Origin of the sequence: Loktanella sp. F6476L (genome assembly GCF_023015725.1) — a bacterium.
Classification (GTDB): domain Bacteria; phylum Pseudomonadota; class Alphaproteobacteria; order Rhodobacterales; family Rhodobacteraceae; genus Yoonia.
Genome location: NZ_JALKAR010000001.1, coordinates 644,360 through 665,070 on the forward strand (window position 1 = coordinate 644,360; position 20,711 = coordinate 665,070).

General features: G+C 55.6%; 22 protein-coding genes. 13 read left to right on the forward strand and 9 right to left on the reverse strand.

The window, feature by feature from the left end:
* The first annotated feature begins 103 nt into the window (after positions 1–103).
* From MWU61_RS03265 to MWU61_RS03300, 8 genes are all read left to right on the forward strand, one after another.
* On the forward strand, positions 104–958 hold the full coding sequence (locus MWU61_RS03265; protein WP_247126794.1) for a xanthine dehydrogenase family protein subunit M: 855 nt from the start codon (positions 104–106) through the stop codon (positions 956–958).
* An 11-nt stretch (positions 959–969) separates the two neighbouring features.
* Complete coding sequence (locus tag MWU61_RS03270) at positions 970–1,464, forward strand: (2Fe-2S)-binding protein (protein ID WP_247126796.1); 495 nt, start codon at positions 970–972, stop codon at positions 1,462–1,464.
* Positions 1,461–3,887 (forward strand): aerobic carbon-monoxide dehydrogenase large subunit, encoded by a 2,427-nt coding sequence (locus MWU61_RS03275; protein WP_247126798.1) that lies wholly within the window; start codon positions 1,461–1,463, stop codon positions 3,885–3,887. The genes MWU61_RS03270 and MWU61_RS03275 overlap by 4 nt, the downstream gene beginning before the upstream one ends.
* 45 nt (positions 3,888–3,932) lie before the next feature.
* Entirely contained in the window at positions 3,933–4,808 is an 876-nt protein-coding gene (locus tag MWU61_RS03280; RefSeq protein WP_247126800.1) for a MoxR family ATPase, read from the forward strand.
* Positions 4,805–5,986 (forward strand): VWA domain-containing protein, encoded by a 1,182-nt coding sequence (locus tag MWU61_RS03285; RefSeq protein WP_247126802.1) that lies wholly within the window; start codon positions 4,805–4,807, stop codon positions 5,984–5,986. The genes MWU61_RS03280 and MWU61_RS03285 overlap by 4 nt, the downstream gene beginning before the upstream one ends.
* Positions 5,983–6,765 carry an XdhC family protein gene (locus MWU61_RS03290; RefSeq protein ID WP_247126804.1) on the forward strand — a complete coding sequence of 261 codons (783 nt, stop codon included), beginning with the start codon at positions 5,983–5,985 and terminating at the stop codon, positions 6,763–6,765. The genes MWU61_RS03285 and MWU61_RS03290 overlap by 4 nt, the downstream gene beginning before the upstream one ends.
* Before the next feature lie 137 nt (positions 6,766–6,902).
* On the forward strand, positions 6,903–7,355 hold the full coding sequence (locus MWU61_RS03295; protein WP_247126806.1) for a carbon monoxide dehydrogenase subunit G: 453 nt from the start codon (positions 6,903–6,905) through the stop codon (positions 7,353–7,355).
* Entirely contained in the window at positions 7,348–8,358 is a 1,011-nt protein-coding gene (locus MWU61_RS03300; RefSeq protein WP_247126808.1) for an XdhC family protein, read from the forward strand. The genes MWU61_RS03295 and MWU61_RS03300 overlap by 8 nt, the downstream gene beginning before the upstream one ends.
* Before the next feature lie 508 nt (positions 8,359–8,866).
* On the opposite strand, the gene MWU61_RS03305 is transcribed toward MWU61_RS03300, so the two are convergent.
* Complete coding sequence (locus tag MWU61_RS03305) at positions 8,867–9,091, reverse strand: hypothetical protein (protein WP_247126810.1); 225 nt, start codon at positions 9,089–9,091, stop codon at positions 8,867–8,869.
* Positions 9,092–9,258: 167 nt separating this feature from the next.
* Between MWU61_RS03305 and urtA the strand changes: the two genes are divergently transcribed.
* The 5 genes from urtA to urtE all read left to right on the forward strand — a co-directional run bounded on the left by urtA (position 9,259) and on the right by urtE (position 15,122).
* Complete coding sequence (gene urtA, locus MWU61_RS03310; RefSeq protein WP_247127208.1) at positions 9,259–10,509, forward strand: urea ABC transporter substrate-binding protein; 1,251 nt, start codon at positions 9,259–9,261, stop codon at positions 10,507–10,509.
* A 74-nt stretch (positions 10,510–10,583) separates the two neighbouring features.
* The gene (gene urtB / locus MWU61_RS03315; protein ID WP_247126811.1) at positions 10,584–12,509 is read left to right on the forward strand and encodes an urea ABC transporter permease subunit UrtB; all 1,926 of its coding nucleotides are present in this window, start codon (positions 10,584–10,586) and stop codon (positions 12,507–12,509) included.
* Positions 12,510–12,511: 2 nt separating this feature from the next.
* On the forward strand, positions 12,512–13,687 hold the full coding sequence (urtC, locus tag MWU61_RS03320) for an urea ABC transporter permease subunit UrtC (RefSeq protein ID WP_247126813.1): 1,176 nt from the start codon (positions 12,512–12,514) through the stop codon (positions 13,685–13,687).
* Complete coding sequence (urtD, locus tag MWU61_RS03325; protein ID WP_247126815.1) at positions 13,684–14,424, forward strand: urea ABC transporter ATP-binding protein UrtD; 741 nt, start codon at positions 13,684–13,686, stop codon at positions 14,422–14,424. Before urtC ends, urtD begins: the two co-directional genes overlap by 4 nt.
* A gap of 2 nt (positions 14,425–14,426) precedes the next feature.
* Positions 14,427–15,122, forward strand: coding sequence for an urea ABC transporter ATP-binding subunit UrtE (gene urtE, locus MWU61_RS03330; RefSeq protein WP_247126817.1), 696 nt, complete (start codon positions 14,427–14,429; stop codon positions 15,120–15,122).
* On the opposite strand, the gene ureG is transcribed toward urtE, so the two are convergent.
* Genes ureG through MWU61_RS03370 form a run of 8 tightly spaced genes read right to left on the reverse strand, consistent with a single transcriptional unit; the run spans position 15,119 to position 20,623 of the window.
* A complete protein-coding gene (ureG, locus tag MWU61_RS03335; protein WP_247126819.1) occupies positions 15,119–15,733 on the reverse strand; it encodes an urease accessory protein UreG in 615 nt (204 codons plus the stop codon). The two genes, urtE and ureG, sit on opposite strands and share 4 nt — an antisense overlap.
* Positions 15,734–15,746: 13 nt before the next feature.
* Entirely contained in the window at positions 15,747–16,385 is a 639-nt protein-coding gene (locus tag MWU61_RS03340) for an urease accessory UreF family protein (protein WP_247126821.1), read from the reverse strand.
* Complete coding sequence (locus MWU61_RS03345; RefSeq protein WP_247126823.1) at positions 16,375–16,845, reverse strand: urease accessory protein UreE; 471 nt, start codon at positions 16,843–16,845, stop codon at positions 16,375–16,377. The genes MWU61_RS03340 and MWU61_RS03345 overlap by 11 nt, the downstream gene beginning before the upstream one ends.
* Positions 16,845–18,605: an urease subunit alpha gene (gene ureC / locus MWU61_RS03350; protein ID WP_247126825.1), complete on the reverse strand. Its 1,761-nt coding sequence runs from the start codon at positions 18,603–18,605 to the stop codon at positions 16,845–16,847. The genes MWU61_RS03345 and ureC overlap by 1 nt, the downstream gene beginning before the upstream one ends.
* A gap of 2 nt (positions 18,606–18,607) precedes the next feature.
* Positions 18,608–19,123 (reverse strand): hypothetical protein, encoded by a 516-nt coding sequence (locus MWU61_RS03355; RefSeq protein ID WP_247126827.1) that lies wholly within the window; start codon positions 19,121–19,123, stop codon positions 18,608–18,610.
* Positions 19,120–19,425: an urease subunit beta gene (locus tag MWU61_RS03360; RefSeq protein ID WP_247126828.1), complete on the reverse strand. Its 306-nt coding sequence runs from the start codon at positions 19,423–19,425 to the stop codon at positions 19,120–19,122. The genes MWU61_RS03355 and MWU61_RS03360 overlap by 4 nt, the downstream gene beginning before the upstream one ends.
* A gap of 10 nt (positions 19,426–19,435) precedes the next feature.
* Positions 19,436–19,738 carry an urease subunit gamma gene (locus tag MWU61_RS03365; RefSeq protein ID WP_247126830.1) on the reverse strand — a complete coding sequence of 101 codons (303 nt, stop codon included), beginning with the start codon at positions 19,736–19,738 and terminating at the stop codon, positions 19,436–19,438.
* A 3-nt stretch (positions 19,739–19,741) separates the two neighbouring features.
* Entirely contained in the window at positions 19,742–20,623 is an 882-nt protein-coding gene (locus MWU61_RS03370; protein WP_247126832.1) for an urease accessory protein UreD, read from the reverse strand.
* Positions 20,624–20,711: the final 88 nt, after the last annotated feature.

A 20,711-nucleotide genomic window follows, 5' to 3' on the forward strand; every position in this document is an offset into this window, starting at 1 on the left:
TCGTGCAATAAACCTGTTTTTCATGGGTTTTCACAAGCCAGCGTATACGGCCGCATGCTCACCTCACTGCAAGAAGAACATTTGCTTTTAGGGAGGAGATCCGATGATTCCAGCGGCATTTGAATATTATCGACCCAAGGATATGGCCGGAGTATTGGCAATTCTTGAGGAACACGGCGACGACGCGCGCGTCATGGCAGGCGGACACAGCCTGATCCCGATGATGAAGTTGCGCATGGCTGACGTGCCTCATCTGATCGACCTGCAGGACGTGGGTGGGTTGTCGGAAATCACCATCACCGGCGACAGCATCCGCATCGGCGCGATGATCACACAGACCGATATCATCAATCACGATGGCCTCAAGGCGGCAGCACCGATCCTACAGGAAGCGGCGTTGCAGATCGCTGATCCTCAGGTGCGCAACATGGGCACCGTTGGCGGCAACGTGGCGAACGGCGATCCAGGCAACGATATGCCCGGACTGATGCAGTGCCTTGATGCCAGCTTTACCTTAATCGGCGCGGACGGTGACCGCGACGTACCTGCACGCGAATTTTACGAAGCGGCTTACATGACCGCACGCGATGACGAAGAAGTTCTGACAGCAGTGACCATCCCAATGCCAAAGGGTGGCTATGCTTATGAAAAGCAAAAGCGCAAAATCGGTGATTATGCAACAGCCGCAGCCGCCGTGCAGATCGTCAAAGTCGGCGACACTTGTACCGCTGCAAGTGTTGCGATGACGAACCTAAGCGATACGCCGATCTTCTCTGAGGCGGCAGGCGCGGCACTGGTTGGCACGACGGTGGACGTTGCGGCGATCAAGGCCGCAATGGCCGCGATGTTGGACGACATTGATCCGACCGAAGACAACCGCGGTCCAATCGCATTCAAGAAACACGTGGCGGGCGTCATTTTGCGCCGTGCCATCGAACGCGCTTGGTCGCGGGCGTAAGGGGGCAGAACATGTCAGACAAAATGCACATCAAACTGAACGTGAATGGGAAGGCAGAGGAATTCCTCGCCGAACCGCGCGAACTGCTGATCTACACACTGCGCGAGCGGCTAAACATCACGGGGCCACATATCGGCTGTGAAACGTCCCACTGCGGGGCTTGCACCGTGACGATCGACGGCAAGTCGGTGAAATCCTGTACAATGTTCGTCGCACAAGCCGACGGCGCAGAGGTCACGACCATCGAAGGCATTGGTGGACCGGATGACCTGCATCCATTGCAGACCGCATTCAAAGAACACCACGGGCTACAGTGCGGTTACTGCACTCCGGGCATGATTACCCGTGCAACCAAGCTGTTAGAGGGCATTCCTAATCCTACGGAAGAAGAAATCCGCTTTGGCATGGCTGGCAATCTTTGCCGCTGCACAGGCTACCAAAACATCGTGAAATCCATCCAAGCCGCCGCCGCTGAGATGAATGCAGCCAAGGAGGCCGCAGAATGAAAGACGAAGTCACACGCGACGAACGGGTCGCTAATCTGAAAGGCATGGGCTGTTCGCGCAAACGCGTTGAAGATGCCCGATTTACACAAGGCAAAGGCAACTACGTTGATGACGTGAAATTGGACGGAATGCTGTTTGGCGACTTTGTCCGGTCACCTTATGCCCACGCGCGCATCAAGGGGATCAACGCAGAAGAAGCGCTGAAAGTCCCAGGTGTTCTGGCTGTTTTGACAGCTGCTGATCTTGAGCCGCTTGCTCTGCATTGGATGCCGACGCTTGCTGGTGACAAGCAGATGGTTTTGGCAGACGGCAAGGTGCTGTACCAAGGTCAAGAAGTCGCATTTGTTGTGGCCGAAGATCGCTATGCCGCCGCTGACGGGATTGAACTCGTCGAAGTGGACTACGAAGAACTACCGGTTCTTGTGAACCCGTTCGAGGCGCTGAAATCTGACGTCGTTCTACGCGAAGATTTGGTAGCCGAAGATGGGTCCATTCCTGACGGTGCACATGGCCCTCGCAAGCACCACAACCATATCTTCACATGGGATGCGGGCGACAAAGAACCGACAGAACAAGTGATTTCCGAAGCCGACATCGTCGCCGAAGAATCCATGTATTACCACCGCACACACCCATGTCCGTTGGAAACCTGCGGCTGTGTGGCATCGATGGACAAAGTGAACGGCAAGCTGACGCTGTGGGGCACATTCCAAGCGCCGCACGCAATCCGGACGATTGTATCGCTGATTTCAGGGATCGAAGAACACAACATCCGCGTGATTTCGCCCGACATCGGCGGGGGCTTTGGCAACAAAGTTGGCGCTTATCCGGGTTATGTGTGTTCGGTCGTTGCCTCCATCGTGACGGGCAAACCTGTTAAGTGGATCGAAGACCGCATGGACAACCTGATGACCACCGCGTTTGCGCGTGATTATCACATGACCGGCAAGATTTCGGCCACTAAAGAAGGCAAGATCACAGGGCTGCATTGCCATGTGACGGCTGATCACGGCGGCTTTGACGCTTGCGCTGATCCGACGAAGTTCCCTGCAGGTTTCATGAATATTTGCACGGGGTCTTATGACATTCCGACTGCTTATCTCGAAGTCGACGGCGTCTACACAAACAAGGCACCGGGTGGGGTAAGCTACCGCTGCTCTTTCCGCGTGACCGAAGCTGTGTATTTCATCGAGCGGATGATCGAGGTTCTGGCGATCAAGTTGGACATGGACGCGGCTGAACTGCGGCGGATCAACTTCATTAAGAAGGAACAATTCCCGTATCAGGCAGCCCTTGGTTGGGAATACGATTCAGGCGATTACCACACCGCGTGGGACAAGGCGTTGAAAACTGTTGATTACGACGGTTTAAGGGCTGAACAGGCGCAACGTGTAGAAGATTTCAAAGCGGGTAAAACGCGCAAGTTGATGGGCATTGGTTTGTCGTTCTTCACTGAAATCGTCGGCGCAGGTCCGGTCAAGAACTGTGACATCCTTGGGATGGGCATGTTCGACAGTTGTGAAATCCGCATCCACCCGACAGGGTCCGCGATTGCACGACTTGGGACAATTTCACAGGGGCAGGGCCACGCGACCACATTCGCGCAAATCCTTGCAACCGAAATTGGCCTCTCAGCGGACAGCATCACGATCGAAGAAGGCGACACCGACACAGCGCCTTATGGGCTGGGCACTTACGGGTCACGGTCCACGCCAGTCGCCGGTGCAGCTGCCGCTATGGTGGGGCGTAAAATCCGTGCGAAAGCGCAGATGATCGCGGCCTATCTGCTCGAGGTGCATGACAATGACGTTGAATTCGACGTGGATCGCTTTGTGGTCAAAGGTGCCCCTGAGAAGTTTAAGACGATGAAAGAAATCGCTTATGCCTCTTACAACCAGGCTATTCCGGGTCTTGAACCTGGTCTTGAAGCGGTCAGCTATTACGATCCGCCGAACATGACCTATCCGTTTGGGGCCTACATCTGCGTCATGGACATCGATGTGGACACCGGTGTTCCTGAAATCCGTCGTTTCTATGCGCTGGATGACTGCGGCACACGGATCAACCCGATGATCATCGAAGGGCAGGTGCATGGCGGTTTGACCGAAGCACTTGCCGTCGCTTTGGGCCAAGAAATTGCCTACGACGACATGGGCAACTGTAAGACCGGTACGTTGATGGACTTCTTCCTGCCAACGGCTTGGGAAGTGCCGAACTATGAAACCGACTATACCGTGACCCCAAGCCCGCATCACCCGATTGGCGCGAAAGGTGTCGGCGAAAGCCCTCACGTTGGCGGTGTGCCGTGTTTCTCGAATGCTGTGCAGGATGCGTTCCGCCCGTTTGGCAACACGCACACCAACATGCCGCATGATCACTGGCGGATTTGGCAGACTGCCAACAAGCTTGGCTTGCACGACTAGGAAAGGGTGCGGGGTCGGCATCGCGTCGACCCTGCGCACGCGCATATGACTTGGACAGATTTACAAAACGCCCTTGGGCGACAGGGCTATGTTGCCTCTGATGACCTCGCCGTTGCGTTGCAATTGGCGTTGTCGCTGAGCAGGCCGTTGTTGTTGGAAGGTGCCGCTGGCGTCGGCAAAACCGAAGTCGCGCGGACTTTGGCAGCTGTCAAAGACACGCAGCTTTTGCGGTTGCAATGCTACGAAGGGCTGGACGCGGCGCAGGCGATTTATGAATGGAACTACCAACGGCAGTTGCTGACAATCCGTGCTGCAGCAGAGGATGGCGAGACAGGTAAAGCCGTTGAGGATCGCATCTTTTCACGGGACTTTCTGTTGGAACGACCGTTGTTGGCAGCGATCACGCAGGATGTGCCACCTGTATTGCTCATTGATGAAATCGACCGGGCTGATGAAGAGTTTGAAGCCTATTTGCTAGAAATTCTGTCTGATTATCAGGTCTCGATCCCTGAATTGGGAACGATAACAGCAACTTCCAAGCCGATGGTGATCTTAACTTCCAACGGTACGCGCGATCTGTCGGACGCGTTGCGTCGTCGCTGTTTGTATACGTATGTGGACTACCCTGACCGTGAAACGGAGCTCGCGATCTTGAAGGCGCGGTGCCCCGATGTTGAAGACCACCTCGCACGCCAAGTGATTGGGTTTGTGCAAAAACTGCGTGAAGAAGAATTGGACAAGACGCCAGGCGTGGCTGAGATGCTCGACTTTGCTGCGGCCTTGATGGGGCTTGGCATTGCGGATTTGACGGATAATCCGGTGGTGTTGCAATCGACGCTGACGACCTTGTTGAAGACGCAAAACGACCAAGCCCAGATCACGAAAGAAGTTGCAGGGCGTATTGCGGGACGCGCCGCATGACCCGTGTGACGCGCTTTGCAGGACGTGATCCGGGGCCCGCGGCCCGTGTGTCGGGATTTATCGCGCATTTGCGTGAAAACGGGCTGCGGTTGGGGGTGGCCGAGGCAGATTTGTCGCTGGCGGCGCTCACGCATGTGAATGCAGCGGCTCCGGAAGAGACGCGTCGCGCGCTGCGGGCTGTTTGCACGGGTTGCAAGGATGAAGCGACACGCTTTGACGCATTGTTTGACGCCTACTGGATGGACGCGGGACGGGTGAAGCAAAAGGTGATCAAAACACCAACTGCGACGGCCTGTGACGATGTGCATTCATCGCGCGACGGGCAGGGCGAAGATGCAAGTGCCAGCGGGACCGCCACTGCGCCGGATGACGGGCAGGGCGATGCGCACAGCGACGGGACGGGAAAGCTGATCGCGACGGAACTGCGGAACATGTCCCGCAAGGACCTACGTGAACTTGTACGGCCAGAGGATATTGCAGAGGCGGAAGCGGTGGCGCGGCGGTTGGGTGCCGCACTTCGTGATAGACGGTCGCGGCGCAGGATCGCGGCCCGTAAAGGCGACCGGCTACATTTCCGTAAAACGATCCGACACAGTCTTGCTACGGGCGGCGAACCTGTGCGTTTGCTGCGCAAGAAACGCCCCGACCGGACTCGCAAGATCGTGGCGCTTTGCGATGTATCAGGATCAATGACGGTCTATGCGCAGGTCTTTCTTGCGTTTCTTTCTGGGTTGATGCGGGCGGATACGGCTGCTGACGCGTACCTGTTTCACACCCGTCTTGTGCGGATAACCGAAGCGTTGCGCGACAAAGACGCGATGCGCGCGATTGGACGGATGTCGTTGATGGCCGATGGTTTTGGCGGGGGTTCAAAGATCGGACCGTCGCTAGGCCTTTTCGCGGATACTTATGCGAAACGGTTCGTTGACGGTCGGTCGGTCGTGCTGATTTTGTCTGATGGCTATGACACCTCTGCGCCTGAAATTATGGATGCCGCTTTGGCGAAAATCAAAAAGCGTGGATGCAGGGTGATCTGGCTCAATCCGTTGAAGGCATGGCGTGATTACGCGCCGGTGGCCGAAGGGATGGCAGCCGCGCTGCCCCATCTGGACCTGTTCGCCCCTGCAAATACCTTGTCCGATCTTGCAGCACTGGAACAGGAGTTGGCGAGATTATGACACCTGCCGAAATCCAATCTGCGGACCTTGCCGATGTCGCCCAAAAACTGCGGGCGAATGACGAACCTTTTGCGTTTGCGACGATCGTGCGGACGGCTGGCGCGACCGCTGCAAAGCCGGGCGCGAAGGCGTTGTTGGGTGCCGATGGGACAATCTTACACGGTTGGTTGGGCGGCGGCTGTACGCGCGGCGCGGTGAAACGCGCGGCAGTGGATGCCCTTCATTCGGGCAAACCGCAGCTTGTGTCTGTAGCCCCCGAAGACCTGCTTGAAGAACGTGGTGTGGCGGCAGGTGACGAAGTCGACGGGACCAAGTTTGCGCGAAACGGCTGCCCGTCACGCGGCACTGTCGACATCTTTATCGAGCCGTGCCTGCCGATGCCGCAATTAGTAGTGCTGGGCGGATCGCCTGTGGCCGAGGCGTTGATCCGGATCGCGCCGCAATTTCATTGGACACCAGCGGCCGAGATCGCGGATAGGTCGGGCACAGCGCGGCAGAAGGTCGTGGTCATTGCCACGCAGGGCCAAGGTGACATGAATGCGCTGACCGAAGCCTTGCGGGCGGATGCGCAGCACGTGGCTTTTGTCGGCAGCAAACGCAAATTTGCGACATTGGCGGACAAGCTTGAGGCCGCAGGGTTCGACCGGTCAACGATTGACGCGGTCAAAGCCCCCGCCGGTCTGGATATCGGGGCCGTGACCCCTGAAGAAATCGCGCTGTCAATCTTGGCAGAGTTGGTCAGCGTACGGCGCAGGTCCGTCAAAGCTGATGCTGTTTAGCCGCAAACCGGAGGTTCTGAAATGAAGAGACTATGGAAAAAACTGATCCGTCTCCGTGCACGCGCGGCTCCGACACCAGAGCAGGTCGAACAGCTTGCTCAAATCAAATTCCCTTGTTGCTAGAATAGGATAAAGACATGGAACTCGCCGATGAGATCGTCATCAATGCCCCCAAAGACCGCGTATATGCCGCGCTGAATGACCCGGAAATTTTGCAGCAATGCATTCCAGGCTGCGAAGAGCTGATCAAGCATTCCGACAATGAACTCGAAGCCAAAGTTGTGCTGAAGATCGGCCCCGTGAAGGCAAAGTTCAGCGGCGATGTTGTGCTAGACACAACTGGCGCGCCTGACGCGTTTTCATTGACGGGCAAAGGTAACGGCGGTGCTGCTGGCCACGCAAAGGGCGGCGCGGATGTGACGCTGACGGCGGATGGTGACACCACAATTCTACGCTACGAAGCAAAGGCTGAAATCGGCGGTAAGCTTGCCCAATTGGGGAGCCGCCTGATCCAAAGCACTGCCAAGAAACTGGCCGCAAAGTTCTTTAAATCTTTTGCTGATGTGATGGATCAAGAACCCGTTGCCTAACGCCATTTCATATATCGAACACCCCAGCGATGTGATCGCCCATGCCGCACGCTTAACGGCACAGGGCAGGGCGTTTGCCCTAATCACATCGGTGGGGATCGAAGGTGGGGCGGCACGCGACGAAGGATCATTAGCACTTGTCGACGAGACGGGCGCAATGGTTGGTTATTTGTCGAACGGCTGTATCGACAAGGATATCCAGTTTCAGGCGATAGAGGCGCTGCGTACGTCCGAAAAGAAACTTGTCCGGTATGGGAATGGGTCGCAGTTCGCGGACTTGTCCCTGCCGTGCGGTGGTGCTTTGGATGTCTTGATTGATCCGACGCCAGACATTGCCGCGCTTAGTGCTGCGCATTGCGATCTTGAAAACCGTCGCCCGACAGTTTTGCGGTTTACCTTGCCGGTCGATGGGGCACCGACGCTGTCGTTCCGGTATGCACCGCAGTTTCGATTGGTGCTGGCCGGACGCGGCGCAGTTTTCCGCGTGATGGCTGAACTTGGTGTGGCTTCCGGTTTTCAGGTCCGGCTTATGTCTCCTGACGAAGAGGATCTGGATGCCTTGGCGACAATCACTGGCGCAGGCGGGGTTCATTTGAAATCGACACAGGCTGAGGTGCGGACTGTCTGGCTGGACCCATACGCGGCCTTTCTAACGCTGTTCCACGACCACGACTGGGAACCTGCGCTATTGCAGGCCGCGTTAACGTCATCGGCGTGCTTCATTGGTAGCCTTGGCAGTAGACGAACACATGAGGCGCGTATCGAACGCCTTATTGCGATGGGTGTGACCGCCACCGACGCGCACCGCGTTCAGGGGCCGATCGGGCTTGTGCCGTCACTACGCGAAGCGCTGTTGATTGCTGTTTCAGCGTTGGCGCAAATCGTGGCGCATAGGCCAGTCGCTATAGAGCGGTGTTTGCCATGCAACGACGACGCTAGTTTCGGATCTAGCCCTGACAGGGCCGCGCAAGTGGTCGCGCGGGCCGACAGCATCGACGCTTAAGAAAACAATGTGCTCAAAATAGGTAAGGGCACGATCCACGCCGGTACCTGCGTCAATCGTGCCCTTCCTCGTGGATCAAGAGGGTGTCGTCCCCACTCTTGTTCCTATCAAACGTCGATCCCCCGTCCCTTGGTTATGACGTCTGCGTGTGAGTTGTTGTTCATTTCTTCCGGTCCCCGCTGCTTCTGGCGGGGTAACGTTGGAGATACTATCAAACAGGTCCCTAGAAACCTATGTGTCTGCGTCGATTCTAGGTCCTTATTGATGTGATCGCTTTGGGGCGAATTCTCCGAAACTACTTATTGGCTCATGTCCTTAACATCGCAGATGCGCGGCGATTTTAAACACGGCGAATAGATAGTTTCCCGCGCGAAGGGATAGCTGACTAGCTTAAGAGGCAGCCATTTTGTGGATTTGATGCCTGAAGCCAAGGTTCCTTTACCGTCCCATGATCCGAAGGTCGCAATGAGGGAGGTGGAGCAGTGAAATCGCCTGCGATGCGGAAACATTAAATGCTGCGAAGCAGTGCGATCGCATTCGAAACTGCGGTAATTTTAGGCGCAGGCGCTTTATCTGCATGATGGATTTGTGCACATTTTTTAGCCGATAAGTTTAACGTTGGTGAAATTTTCAGCAAACTACCGCGTATTGTCACCCGTTCACGCAGGATCATCTTCATTTTCGCTGAACCAATGGTGAAGGTCTCGATGTCCGAAAGGGCATTCAGTGCCACGCGAAGGTGCATCCTGGCAGATAACGACCTTCGCATGGCTGCAACAAAAGAGCTGCGGTCCCTGACTATCACTCTGATCCACCATTGCCTAGCGATGGAAGGCTCGAGCGTAGCGAAACAACTTGGGGGTTTATCCTTTGACTATTCGAAATACTCTGCTCACATCCATTTCCGTGCTGGGCCTTGCTGGTGCAGCTGCTGCTGAATGTGCAGATCCCATCAAGGTTGGCGTTCTGCACTCTTTGTCCGGCTCCATGGCGATTTCCGAGACAACATTGAAAGACGCGATGTTGATGCTGATCGACCAGCAAAACGCTGCAGGCGGTCTGTTGGGCTGTGAACTGGAAGCGGTTGTTGTTGATCCTGCATCCGATTGGCCACTGTTTGCTGAAAAAGCACGTGAGTTGCTGACAGTAAACGAAGTTGACGTGATCTTCGGCAACTGGACATCTGTTTCCCGTAAATCTGTTCTTCCTGTCATCGAAGAACTGAACGGCCTGCTGTTCTACCCAGTTCAGTACGAAGGCGAAGAGTCTTCCAAAAACGTATTCTACACAGGTGCAGCGCCAAACCAGCAGGCCATCCCAGCGACTGACTATTTCCTCGAAGAGCTTGGTGTTGAGAAATTCGCACTTTTGGGCACTGACTATGTGTACCCGCGTACAACGAACAACATCCTTGAATCTTACCTGATGGACAAAGGCATCGCTGCCGAGGACATCTTCGTAAACTACACTCCATTTGGTCAGTCTGACTGGGCCACGATCGTTGCTGATGTTGTTGCGCTTGGCGAAGACGGTAAGCAGGTTGGCGTGATCTCAACCATCAACGGCGACGCGAACATCGGCTTCTACAAAGAACTGGCCGCTGCTGGTATCTCTGCAGACGATATCCCAGTCGTTGCATTCTCTGTGGGTGAAGAAGAGCTGTCCGGCTTGGACACATCTAACCTTGTTGGTCACCTCGCTGCTTGGAACTACTTCCAGTCCGCAGAAGGCGACGCAAACGAAGAATTCATCGCGGCATGGAAAGCATTTGCTGGTGAAGAGCGTGTGACAAACGATCCAATGGAAGCCCACTACATCGGTTTCAACATGTGGGTGAACGCGGTTGAAGCAGCTGAAACAACTGACGTTGATGCGGTTCGCACAGCCATGTACGGTCAAGAATTCCCGAACCTGACTGGCGGTACAGCAGTGATGTTGCCAAACCACCACCTCGCCAAGCCAGTTCTGATTGGTGAAATCCAAGCAGACGGCCAGTTCGACATCGTCAGCCAGACTGCTGAAGTCCCAGGTGACGCATGGACAGATTTCTTGCCAGCATCCGCTGTTCTGAAATCCGATTGGAAAGATCTGGAATGCGGCATGTACAACACAGAAACAGAGACCTGTGTTCAGCTGACATCCAACTACTAAGTTGACCAATGCAGGCGGGGACATCCCGCCTGCATTTTTCGCAATACCCCCCCCTGAATTTTCGAAAGTTGATCATGCGCAGTTTTCTGACCGCAGTCTTGATGTTCGTCTCTTTTGCTAGCGTCGCTACCGCGCAAGACCTTCAATCCATCCTCCAAACCCACGCCGAAGAAGTCGCCAAACCGTCCCGTAATTCGGTGAGTGTCGTATTAGATGATTTGGCTGTTAGCGGATTGCCGCAGGTCACAGTGTTCCTTGAAAAATGGGCTGAAAAGGAAGTTTGGCAGGGCCCTGATGGTCTGTTCTACTTCGGTACTGAAGACGATGATGTTCTGACTTGGGCGTCCGTCGGTACCGATGAAACCGGCACCGCGCCCGCCGATGATTACAGCCAGATCAAACCAAACGGTGGCGTGCGTCGCTTGATCGGGACAGCGCTTGTCCAGTTCCAACTCAGCGATCCTGATCTCGACCGCCGGACTGCAGCCGTCGCTTCCATCGCCCGCAGACCTGATGCCAGCCAATTGGCCCCGTTACTTGCGTCGATAGAAGGTGAAACGGACGCGGTTTTAAAAGCACGCAAAGTCCAAGTCGCCAACTTCATGCAGGCCCGTTTCGCTGAAGATACTGATGTGCGCATCGCCGCGATTGAAAGCCTGTCGAAGGACACAACAGTCGAAGCGCGCGCAGTCCTGAACCAAATTTTAAGCAGCAAGACGGGGGTTGCTGCTGAGGCACCCGACGTCAATATTGCGAGGATCATAGATCCGTTTGATGCACCCGAAGAGTCGTATGCCATTTTGGTCGAAGCAGGGTTGGCACCAGCCAAGCAAACGCCCACAGAAATTCGTCAAACGCTGGAAGCGAACATCACCGACGGCCGCGTGGGCGGTGTCCCACTAGCGCAATTGTCGGACCCCGTGTTGCGTGAAAGAGCTTATGCCGCTTTATCGACGGCGGGCCTTGCCCCGACATTGATCACAGATTTGACCCGCGATGTCGCGCTGAATTCACATGTGTTTTACGAAGCCTACGACGAAGATGACGCTGCGATTACCGATGCTGCGCAGGCAGCGTTAGCGTCTGTAGAAACCCGCGTTGGCACTGCTCAAGTGGCCGACCTGACGTTGGACGCGCTGTCGTTGGCCTCGATCTTCTTTCTGGCCGCCATTGGCCTTGCAATCACCTTTGGCGTCATGGGGGTCATCAACATGGCCCACGGTGAATTCATCATGATGGGAGCCTATACAGGTTACGTCGTGCAGTTGATTATCCCGAATTACACGGTGTCGATCATTGTGGCGCTTCCGGTGGCATTTGCCGTGACCTTCGCAGCAGGCGTGGCGATGGAACGGCTGGTGATCCGCTGGCTTTATGACCGCCCGTTGGAAACACTGCTGGCGACTTTCGGTATCTCTGTGGCGCTGCAACAGCTTGCTAAAAACATCTTCGGTACACAAGCGCGTCCGCTGACGTCGCCCGACTGGCTTGCTGGTGCATGGGTCGTTAATGACGTGATCCAGATCAGTTACATCCGTATCGCGATCTTCGTACTCGCGCTGATCTTCCTCGGGCTGATCCTGTATATCCTGAAACGCACGCGATTGGGCCTTGAGGTTCGTGCCGTGACGCAAAATCCGGGCATGGCAGCGTCGATGGGGATCAATCCCGCCAAGATCAACATGCTGACCTTTGGCTTGGGATCAGGCGTCGCGGGTATCGCAGGTGTCGCCATCGGGCTTTATGCCAAGGTGACGTCTGAGATGGGATCAGACTATATCGTGCAAAGCTTCATGACCGTCGTTGTAGGCGGTGTCGGTAACGTCTGGGGCACGCTGGCCGGTGCCGCGATGATCGGCTTTGGTCAAAAAGGCATTGAATGGTTCAACCCGTCCAACACGCTGGCCGCGCAAACCTACATGATCCTGTTTGTGATCCTGTTCATTCAATTTAGGCCGAAGGGTATCGTCGCCCTCAAAGGTCGGGCGGCAGGAGATTGATCATGGAAAAGTCATTTATCGCACGCAACCCATCTGTCCTTTGGTTCCTTCTGGCGCTTGCACTTTTCACACTTGGCGTGACCGTCATGTCCGAAGCTTTTGGGGCGTCTATCGTCTCAACATCGTTCCTGAAAACGCTGGGTAAAACGCTGTGCCTGTGTCTTGTCGCCATCGCGATGGATGTGGTTTGGGGCTACTGCGGCATCCTAAGCCTCGGGCATTTCGCGTTTTTCGGCATTGGTGGTTACGCAATCGGCATGTGGCTCATGTACGAACGGACGCGTGACATCGTCGTGACGTCGTTGGAGACAGGCGTGATCCCACCAACGCCGGACGAAATCACCGAAGCCGTCGGCACGCAAATCTTTGGCGTCGTAGGTAGTTCCGAATTCCCAGCGATCTGGGCATTCTCGCATTCGTTGACGCTGCAATTGCTGGCGGTTGTGCTTGTGCCCGGTTTGCTGGCGCTGGTCTTTGGCTGGCTCGCCTTCCGCAGTCGCGTGACGGGCGTTTATCTGTCGATCCTGACGCAGGCGATGACATTGGCACTGTCGCTGTATTTCTTCCAGAATGACACGGGTCTGCGCGGCAATAACGGGCTATCCGGCCTGCAGAACATTCCGGGCTTGACCGAGGTATCACAGGCGACGCTATCGCTGTGGTTCTTTTGGGCATCTGCGCTGGCGCTGGCTTTGGGATATGTTTTCTTTGCGTGGATCACATCAGGCAAGATCGGATCGGTCATCCACGCGATCCGCGACAATGAATCCCGCGTGCGGTTCTTGGGCTATCACGTCGAAAGCTACAAACTGTTCGTCTTTACTGTCACGGCGATGGTCGCGGGCATTGCGGGGGCGCTGTACTACCCGCAGGCTGGCATCATTAACCCCGCCGAAATTGCGCCGATTGCGTCGATCTATTTGGCGGTTTGGGTCGCGATCGGGGGCAGGGGCCGTCTGTATGGTGCGGTCATCGGGGCGGCTGTCGTGTCGCTGATGTCATCGTGGTTCACGGGGGGCAGCGCGCCGGACATTAACCTTGGTTTTTACGAGATTAAGTGGACCGACTGGTGGCTTGTCCTGCTGGGTGTGACTTTCGTCGCTGTCACATTGTTCTTCCCCAAAGGCATCGGCGGATTGTTTGATCTGCTGCCGTCAAAGAAAGGAGAAGCGCAATGAATACGCTTCTTGAGGTATCCGGTGTCAGCGTCAGTTTTGACGGGTTCAAGGCGATCAACAACTTGTCGATCCAGATTGCGGAACCAGAACTGCGTGCGGTGATTGGGCCAAATGGCGCGGGTAAAACGACGTTCATGGACATCGTGACGGGAAAGACCAAGCCCGACGAAGGACACGTCCTGTGGGGCGAAAAGTCTGTGTCGTTGGTCGGGATGAATGAAAGCGAAATCGCGGGTGAAGGTATTGGGCGTAAGTTCCAAAAGCCAACAGTTTTCGAAGACCAAACAGTGCGGCAGAACATTACGATGGCTCTGAAAAATCCGCGTGGACCGTTTGAAGTTCTGTTCAAGCGCGGTGAAGATTCACGCGCTGAACGTGTGCTGGAAATCAGTGACGAGATCGGATTGTCCGACGCGCTGGACCGAACGTCAGGCGACTTAAGTCATGGGCAAAAGCAATGGCTCGAAATCGGGATGCTGCTTGCGCAAGACCCACGCCTGCTGCTCGTTGACGAACCCGCCGCGGGCATGACACCAGCCGAACGTGAACATACAACGGATCTGTTGGTGCGGGCTGCGAAAACGCGGGCAGTCGTTGTCGTCGAGCACGATATGGAATTCGTGCGCCGCCTGAACTGCAAGGTCACGGTGCTGCACCAGGGATCGGTGCTTGCTGAAGGGTCGTTGGACCACGTGACACAAAACCAAGACGTGATCGACGTCTATTTGGGACGCTAAGAATGTTAGAAATCAAAGGCCTGACCCTGAAATACGGACAAAGCCAAATTCTGAATGGCATTGATCTGACCGCAAAAGTTGGCGAAGTGACCACTGTGATGGGCACCAATGGCGTCGGTAAAACGAGCCTTTTACGTGCTATTGCTGGGCGGCATCCCTACGCGGACGGGACGATCACCTTGGACGGTCAAACGTTGGATCATCCTAGCGCTTATGACGCGGCACGCGCCGGTATCGCCTATGTCCCACAGGGGCGCGAGGTCTTTCCGATGATGACCGTTGGCGAGAATTTGCAGACCGGATTTGCGTGCTTGCCAAGCAGTGAACACCAAGTGCCGGACCGTATCTTTGAATTATTTCCAGTGCTGAAAGATATGATCGACAGGCGCGGCGGCGATCTGTCCGGTGGTCAGCAGCAACAACTTGCGATTGCGCGTGCTTTGATCTCGAAACCACGCGTTTTGTTGTTGGACGAACCGACCGAAGGGATCCAGCCGAACATCATCCAGCAGATCGGTAACGTCATTAAGATCCTGTGCGAAGAAGGCGATATGGCGATCATTCTGGTCGAGCAATTCTTCGATTTTGCACACGATCTCGGAGCGGAATTTCTTGTGCTGCAACGTGGTGAAGTGATCTTCAACAAACGCAAAGATGCGCTGACCCGCGAAGAGCTGTATCAGCAGGTTCTCGTTTAATACGAAAACCCGCCAATCTGGGCCAGAAGGTCTGCGACGGCGGTCCCACCTTCATTCTTGCGGAGCGATGTAAAGACGAACGGCTTGCCCGCACGCATGCGTGTGGCGTCCCGTTCCATCACATCGAGCGATGCACCGACGTGCGGCGCCAAATCGGTTTTGTTGATGACTAAAATGTCGGATTTGGTGATCGCGGGTCCGCCTTTGCGCGGAATTTCTTCACCAGCGGCGACATCAATAACGTAGACCGTCACGTCAGCCAATTCTGGGCTGAAAGTCGCGGATAGGTTGTCCCCACCGCTTTCAATGAGGACGATTTCAACGTCGTCATGACGTTTGCGCATTTCCGCGACTGCCGCCAGATTGATCGACGCATCTTCGCGGATCGCGGTATGCGGGCAGCCACCCGTTTCAACACCAATCACACGATCTTGGGGCAGGATTTGCATTCGCATCAGGGCTTCCGCGTCTTCCTGCGTATAGATATCGTTCGTGATGACACCGATCGACAACTGCGGGTGAAGCAGCTTGGCAAGTGTTGCCGTAAGGGTCGTTTTGCCAGCGCCAACCGGGCCGCCGATGCCGATCCGTAAAGGTCCGTTTCGAGACATGTGTGAATTCCTTCTATGTACGAAAAACACGTGAATATTGGGTTTCGTGTAGCATTGCGGTAATATCGGACATGAACGTAGTGGCGTGCAAATCGTCTAACGTTGCGGTTTGTACGTCTTGGGCGACAGATAGGCAAAGCGGTTTCAGTTGTGTTTGCACACGTTGCCCGTCCGTCTGGCCTAACGGAACAAGTCGCATTGCGGCAGCGGTCAAATTGCCCACAAATGCTTGCAGAAACATCGCGGTGGTCAGTTCCAAATCAAGCTTCAACGCCTTGGCTGTCCGCCCGACGGCAACCGGATATGTCAGCCCAGACAGCGGCACGTCAAACACGTCACGCACTGTGTCGCAAAACGCGGCCCCTTGCAGGTCGGTTTCCATCAACCGTTCTTTTGATGCTGCAAAAGCGCGGGCGCTCGCGTCGACCGTACTCACGTGTGACGCGTCTGCGTGATAAGCCGTGAAAAGTAACACAGCATCGGCTCGCGCGCCGCCAAAGGTTAACAGTGCCGTCAGCCAATTATTCAAATCAGAAGTTGATGTAATCGTGCCTGTTTCAATGGCCGTTTCAAGCCCGTTTGAATAGGCAAACGCCCCAACTGGAAAGGATGGCGACAGCAGTTGCGACAACGTCAGGACGTCAGTGGTCATGCGCCGTATGCCCGTGTTCGTGGCTATGTGTGCGGCCATGTCCGTAGGCGCCGCCTTCGGGGGTGAAGGGTTCGACGACTTGAGTCACAACCGCCCCGAGATGTTCAAGCATGTGCCCGATCACTTTGTCGCGCTGAATCAGCAGGCGGTTTGGTTCAATTTGGCAGGGGGTGTGGCGATTGCCGACGTGCCACGCGAGCTGCACCAGATTTTCGCCCGTGATCGCAAGCAGCGGTTCTGCGGCGGCCTCGATCGCGATGTATTTCCCGTCTTGAACACGCAAGCCATCGCCGTGGTTTAGCGATGTCGTTTGGGCCAGATCAATCAGGACAGATGCGCCGGTCTGTGTCTTGATGACTTTGCGCCGCAGAAAACGGTCGTCGTAGGTCAACACGCATTGATCAATGCTATCGGTCCAATCGCCAGTCGCGCTGACGTCGTTGCAGGTATAATCAGCCATCAGAACAAGAAATACCTTTGTGCCATGGGTAGTTTTGCCGCAGGTTCGCAGGTCAGCAGTTCGCCGTCGGCGCGAACTTCGTAGGTTTCTGGGTTTACTTCTACCACGGGCAGGGCGTCGTTCAGGATCAGGTCCTTTTTTCCGATGCCGCGCGTGTTTTGCACCGCGACCGTCTGCTTAGAAAGGCCGAGCTTGTTGCCGATGTCGTTTGCTTGCGCCGCCTCGGACACGAAAACAACAGCCGAATTTTCGACCGACCGCCCATAAGCCCCGAACATGTGCCGTGAATAGACCGGCTGCGGCGTTGGGATCGACGCGTTCGGATCGCCCATCTGTGCAGACACGATGGAACCACCCATCAAAACCATCTCTGGCTTGACCCCAAAGAACGCAGGGTCCCACATCACCAGATCGGCGCGTTTTCCTTCAGCGATACTGCCGATTTCGCGGGACAGGCCGTGGGCAATGGCTGGGTTGATCGTGTATTTCGCGATGTAGCGGCGGACGCGGTAATTGTCGTTATCGCCTTCCTCTTCTGGCAACGCGCCGCGTTGTTTCTTCATCTTATCAGCGGTTTGCCATGTGCGAATGATGACTTCTCCAACGCGGCCCATGGCTTGGGAATCCGATGCGATGATCGAAAACGCCCCCATATCGTGCAGGATGTCTTCGGCGGCAATGGTTTCTTTGCGAATACGGCTTTCGGCGAAGGCCACGTCTTCCGGGATCGATTTATCAAGGTGGTGGCACACCATCAGCATGTCCAGATGTTCTTCCAACGTGTTTACGGTGTAGGGCCGTGTCGGGTTGGTTGATGCTGGCAGGACATTGGCGTCGCCACAGATTTTGATGATGTCGGGGGCGTGACCGCCGCCTGCGCCCTCTGTGTGGAACGCGTGGATCGTACGGCCTTTCAAAGCCGCAACAGTGTCTTCCACAAAGCCTGATTCATTGAGCGTATCGGTGTGGATCATCACCTGTACGTCCATGTCGTCGGCCACGGTCAGGCAACAGTCGATGGCGGCAGGGGTGGTGCCCCAATCTTCGTGCAGTTTCAGAGCACATGCGCCTGCATTCACCATTTCCTCAAGCGCGGCAGGTTGGCTCGCGTTGCCCTTACCCGCGAAGGCGAGGTTCATCGGAAACGCATCTGCCGCCTGCATCATCCGTCCGATATGCCATGGGCCAGGGGTGCAGGTGGTCGCCAATGTGCCATGCGCGGGACCAGTGCCGCCGCCAAGCATTGTTGTCAGACCGGAATGCAGCGCGTCTTCGATCTGTTGCGGGCAGATGTAATGGATGTGGCTATCAAAACCACCAGCGGTCAAGATGCGGCCTTCGCCTGCAATCGCCTCGGTTCCTGGACCCACGATAATATCGACGCCCGGCTGGGTGTCGGGGTTACCTGCTTTGCCGATCTTGTAGATGCGACCATCACGCAGACCAACGTCCGCCTTGTAGATACCGGAGTGGTCCACGATCAGCGCATTGGTGATCACCGTATCAACGGCCCCATCGGCGCGCGTGACCTGGGACTGACCCATGCCGTCGCGGATGACTTTACCGCCGCCGAATTTGACCTCTTCGCCGTAAAGGGCGGCATTGCTACCGGTCCCACCAGAGGTCGCGGCGCCCGCGCGTTCCGCAGTCAAATCGCGTTCGACTTCGATAATTAGATCCGTATCCGCAAGGCGTAGACGGTCGCCCGTTGTCGGGCCAAACATAGCGGCGTAGTCGGCGCGTGAAATATGTGATGGCATATTTAAGACTCCTCGTCATTTTGAGATAGATTGGCAATGTCGAATGCGATTTTGGAGAGTACGGAAATACGGACGAAGTAAATCTTATTCTTTGCATGGGTATCCGAACTTAGGAAAAGGCCAGGCTCATTCTTCTTCGTTGCCCATTCCCAATTCATCATTGCATTGTGAATGAACTGACTGCAGAGATCGAACACTGATATCGAAAATGTTTGATTGTGTTTGAAATTGGCGCCGATGCTGCCGTCTAAATTTAGCACACTATTGGATAGTTGGACAATTTCCTCGATTGGGGGGCGGACGGGGGTAAAGGTTGTATCTCGCTCCGCCGCCTGACGGCCTTCCTCAAATAAACGACGTGCGAAGAACGCTACCCAAAGAAGATGGTGCTCTAGTTCATATATTGCTTCGTCTACATCTACGGGGTTTGAGCTTCTTTGGTAACGATGATAGGCTGCTATTAGCGCTTTATCCCTTCGCAAAAATTCTCTGCCCCAGTGGCTAAGTTCGAGGATCAAAGTGCACCCATAACTTTACCGTTGAACCCAAAAACCCGCCGCGCACCTGAAATAGCGACCAGATCGACTTCGCGGCGCTGGCCCGGTTCAAACCGGACTGCGGTGCCGGCAGCAATGTTCAGACGCATGCCGCGTGCGGTGTCGCGATCAAAGTCTAAGGCCCCATTGGCCTCGGCGAAATGGTAGTGGCTGCCCACCTGAATAGGCCGGTCGCCTGTATTGGCGACCATCATCGTCGCTTCGTCCGCGCCTGCGTTCAGGGTCAGCGTGCCTTCTGCAGGAAACATTTCTCCGGGGATCATGGCTGTTCTCCTAGCGGATCGGGTTGTGGACGGTGACCAATTTGGTCCCATCGGGGAAGGTGGCTTCGACCTGCACGTCGTGGATCATTTCAGGAATACCTTCCATGCATTGATCGCGGGTGATTACGTGCGCGCCGGCCTGCATCATATCGGCTACCGACCGACCATCGCGTGCACCTTCAACCACCGCATCTGTGATCAGCGCAATCGCTTCGGGGTAGTTCAGTTTTACGCCACGCGAAAGGCGCTTGCGGGCCACTTCCGCGGCCATCGCGATCAGCAGTTTGTCTTTTTCACGAGGGGTCAGTTTCATCGGCTAAAGCCTCCAGTTCTTGGGGACGGCGTCGTCGGTTAATCGGGTCATGATCGGTAAAAGCCGTTGGCGTAAGGCAAAGCTGTCAGCAGCTAGTATGCGAACAACCAAAGTTGCGTCATTCAGCATGCTGGCGCCAGCCGTGTCGGATAGCGTTTCGCGGATCGGATCAAGGTGAGTTTCAGCAGCGGGGTGGCAAAACACGATGTTCGCCATTGCGTGGGCACCATTTGCCACGGCAGATTGTGCCAACGTCGCGGACATATCGCCAGACAGGGACACGCCATCCAAGTAGATCGGCATATCATCGCGTGTGATCCGTACGCGGTCGTTGAACAATCCACTTGTGACCGTTTCACCAGAGGCTTCGCGGCCGAAGACCAGAGGTTCGACCATCAAGAATGTCGCGTCAGGCGCAAGCGTCACGTCAAGGCGGCGCTTTAATCGTGATCCGTCAAACAGGATCGTTTCTTGCGGCAACCAGTGCAGACGCGCCCCTTTTCCGACAGCGAGCGTTGTGTGCAATTGGCCAACGGTCTGGTCTGCGGCTTTGTAAATACGTTCAGCGGCTTGGGTCGTCAGCGCAAGAGTGGTGCCGTTCCCGGCGGTGGCATCAATGGTGTAGTGATCGCCGCCCGCAATGCCGCCCGCTGTGTTCAAGATGACGGCCTCGACGCTATCATGAGGCACGCGCGGGAAAATGACGCGAAAAGACCCTTGCTCGCGCAGATCAGCCAAACGTGTCGGGCTGTTCGCATCCTTTGCCACCCGAATGGCAAGCGTGCCCCGCGCACGTTGTAGCGCAGGCGGCTTTGGCATCGGCACGCATTGGTTCATCGGGGCGGGTTCTCCTGTCGCTTGATGTTCATCGACCTGTTTTGGCACAGGGGCAAGCTAAGGGTGGTCAAGTGCCTTCGTCTTGGGCACCGCCGATCGGCGTGCATAAAAATTGCGCGAGATTGTTCATAAAGTG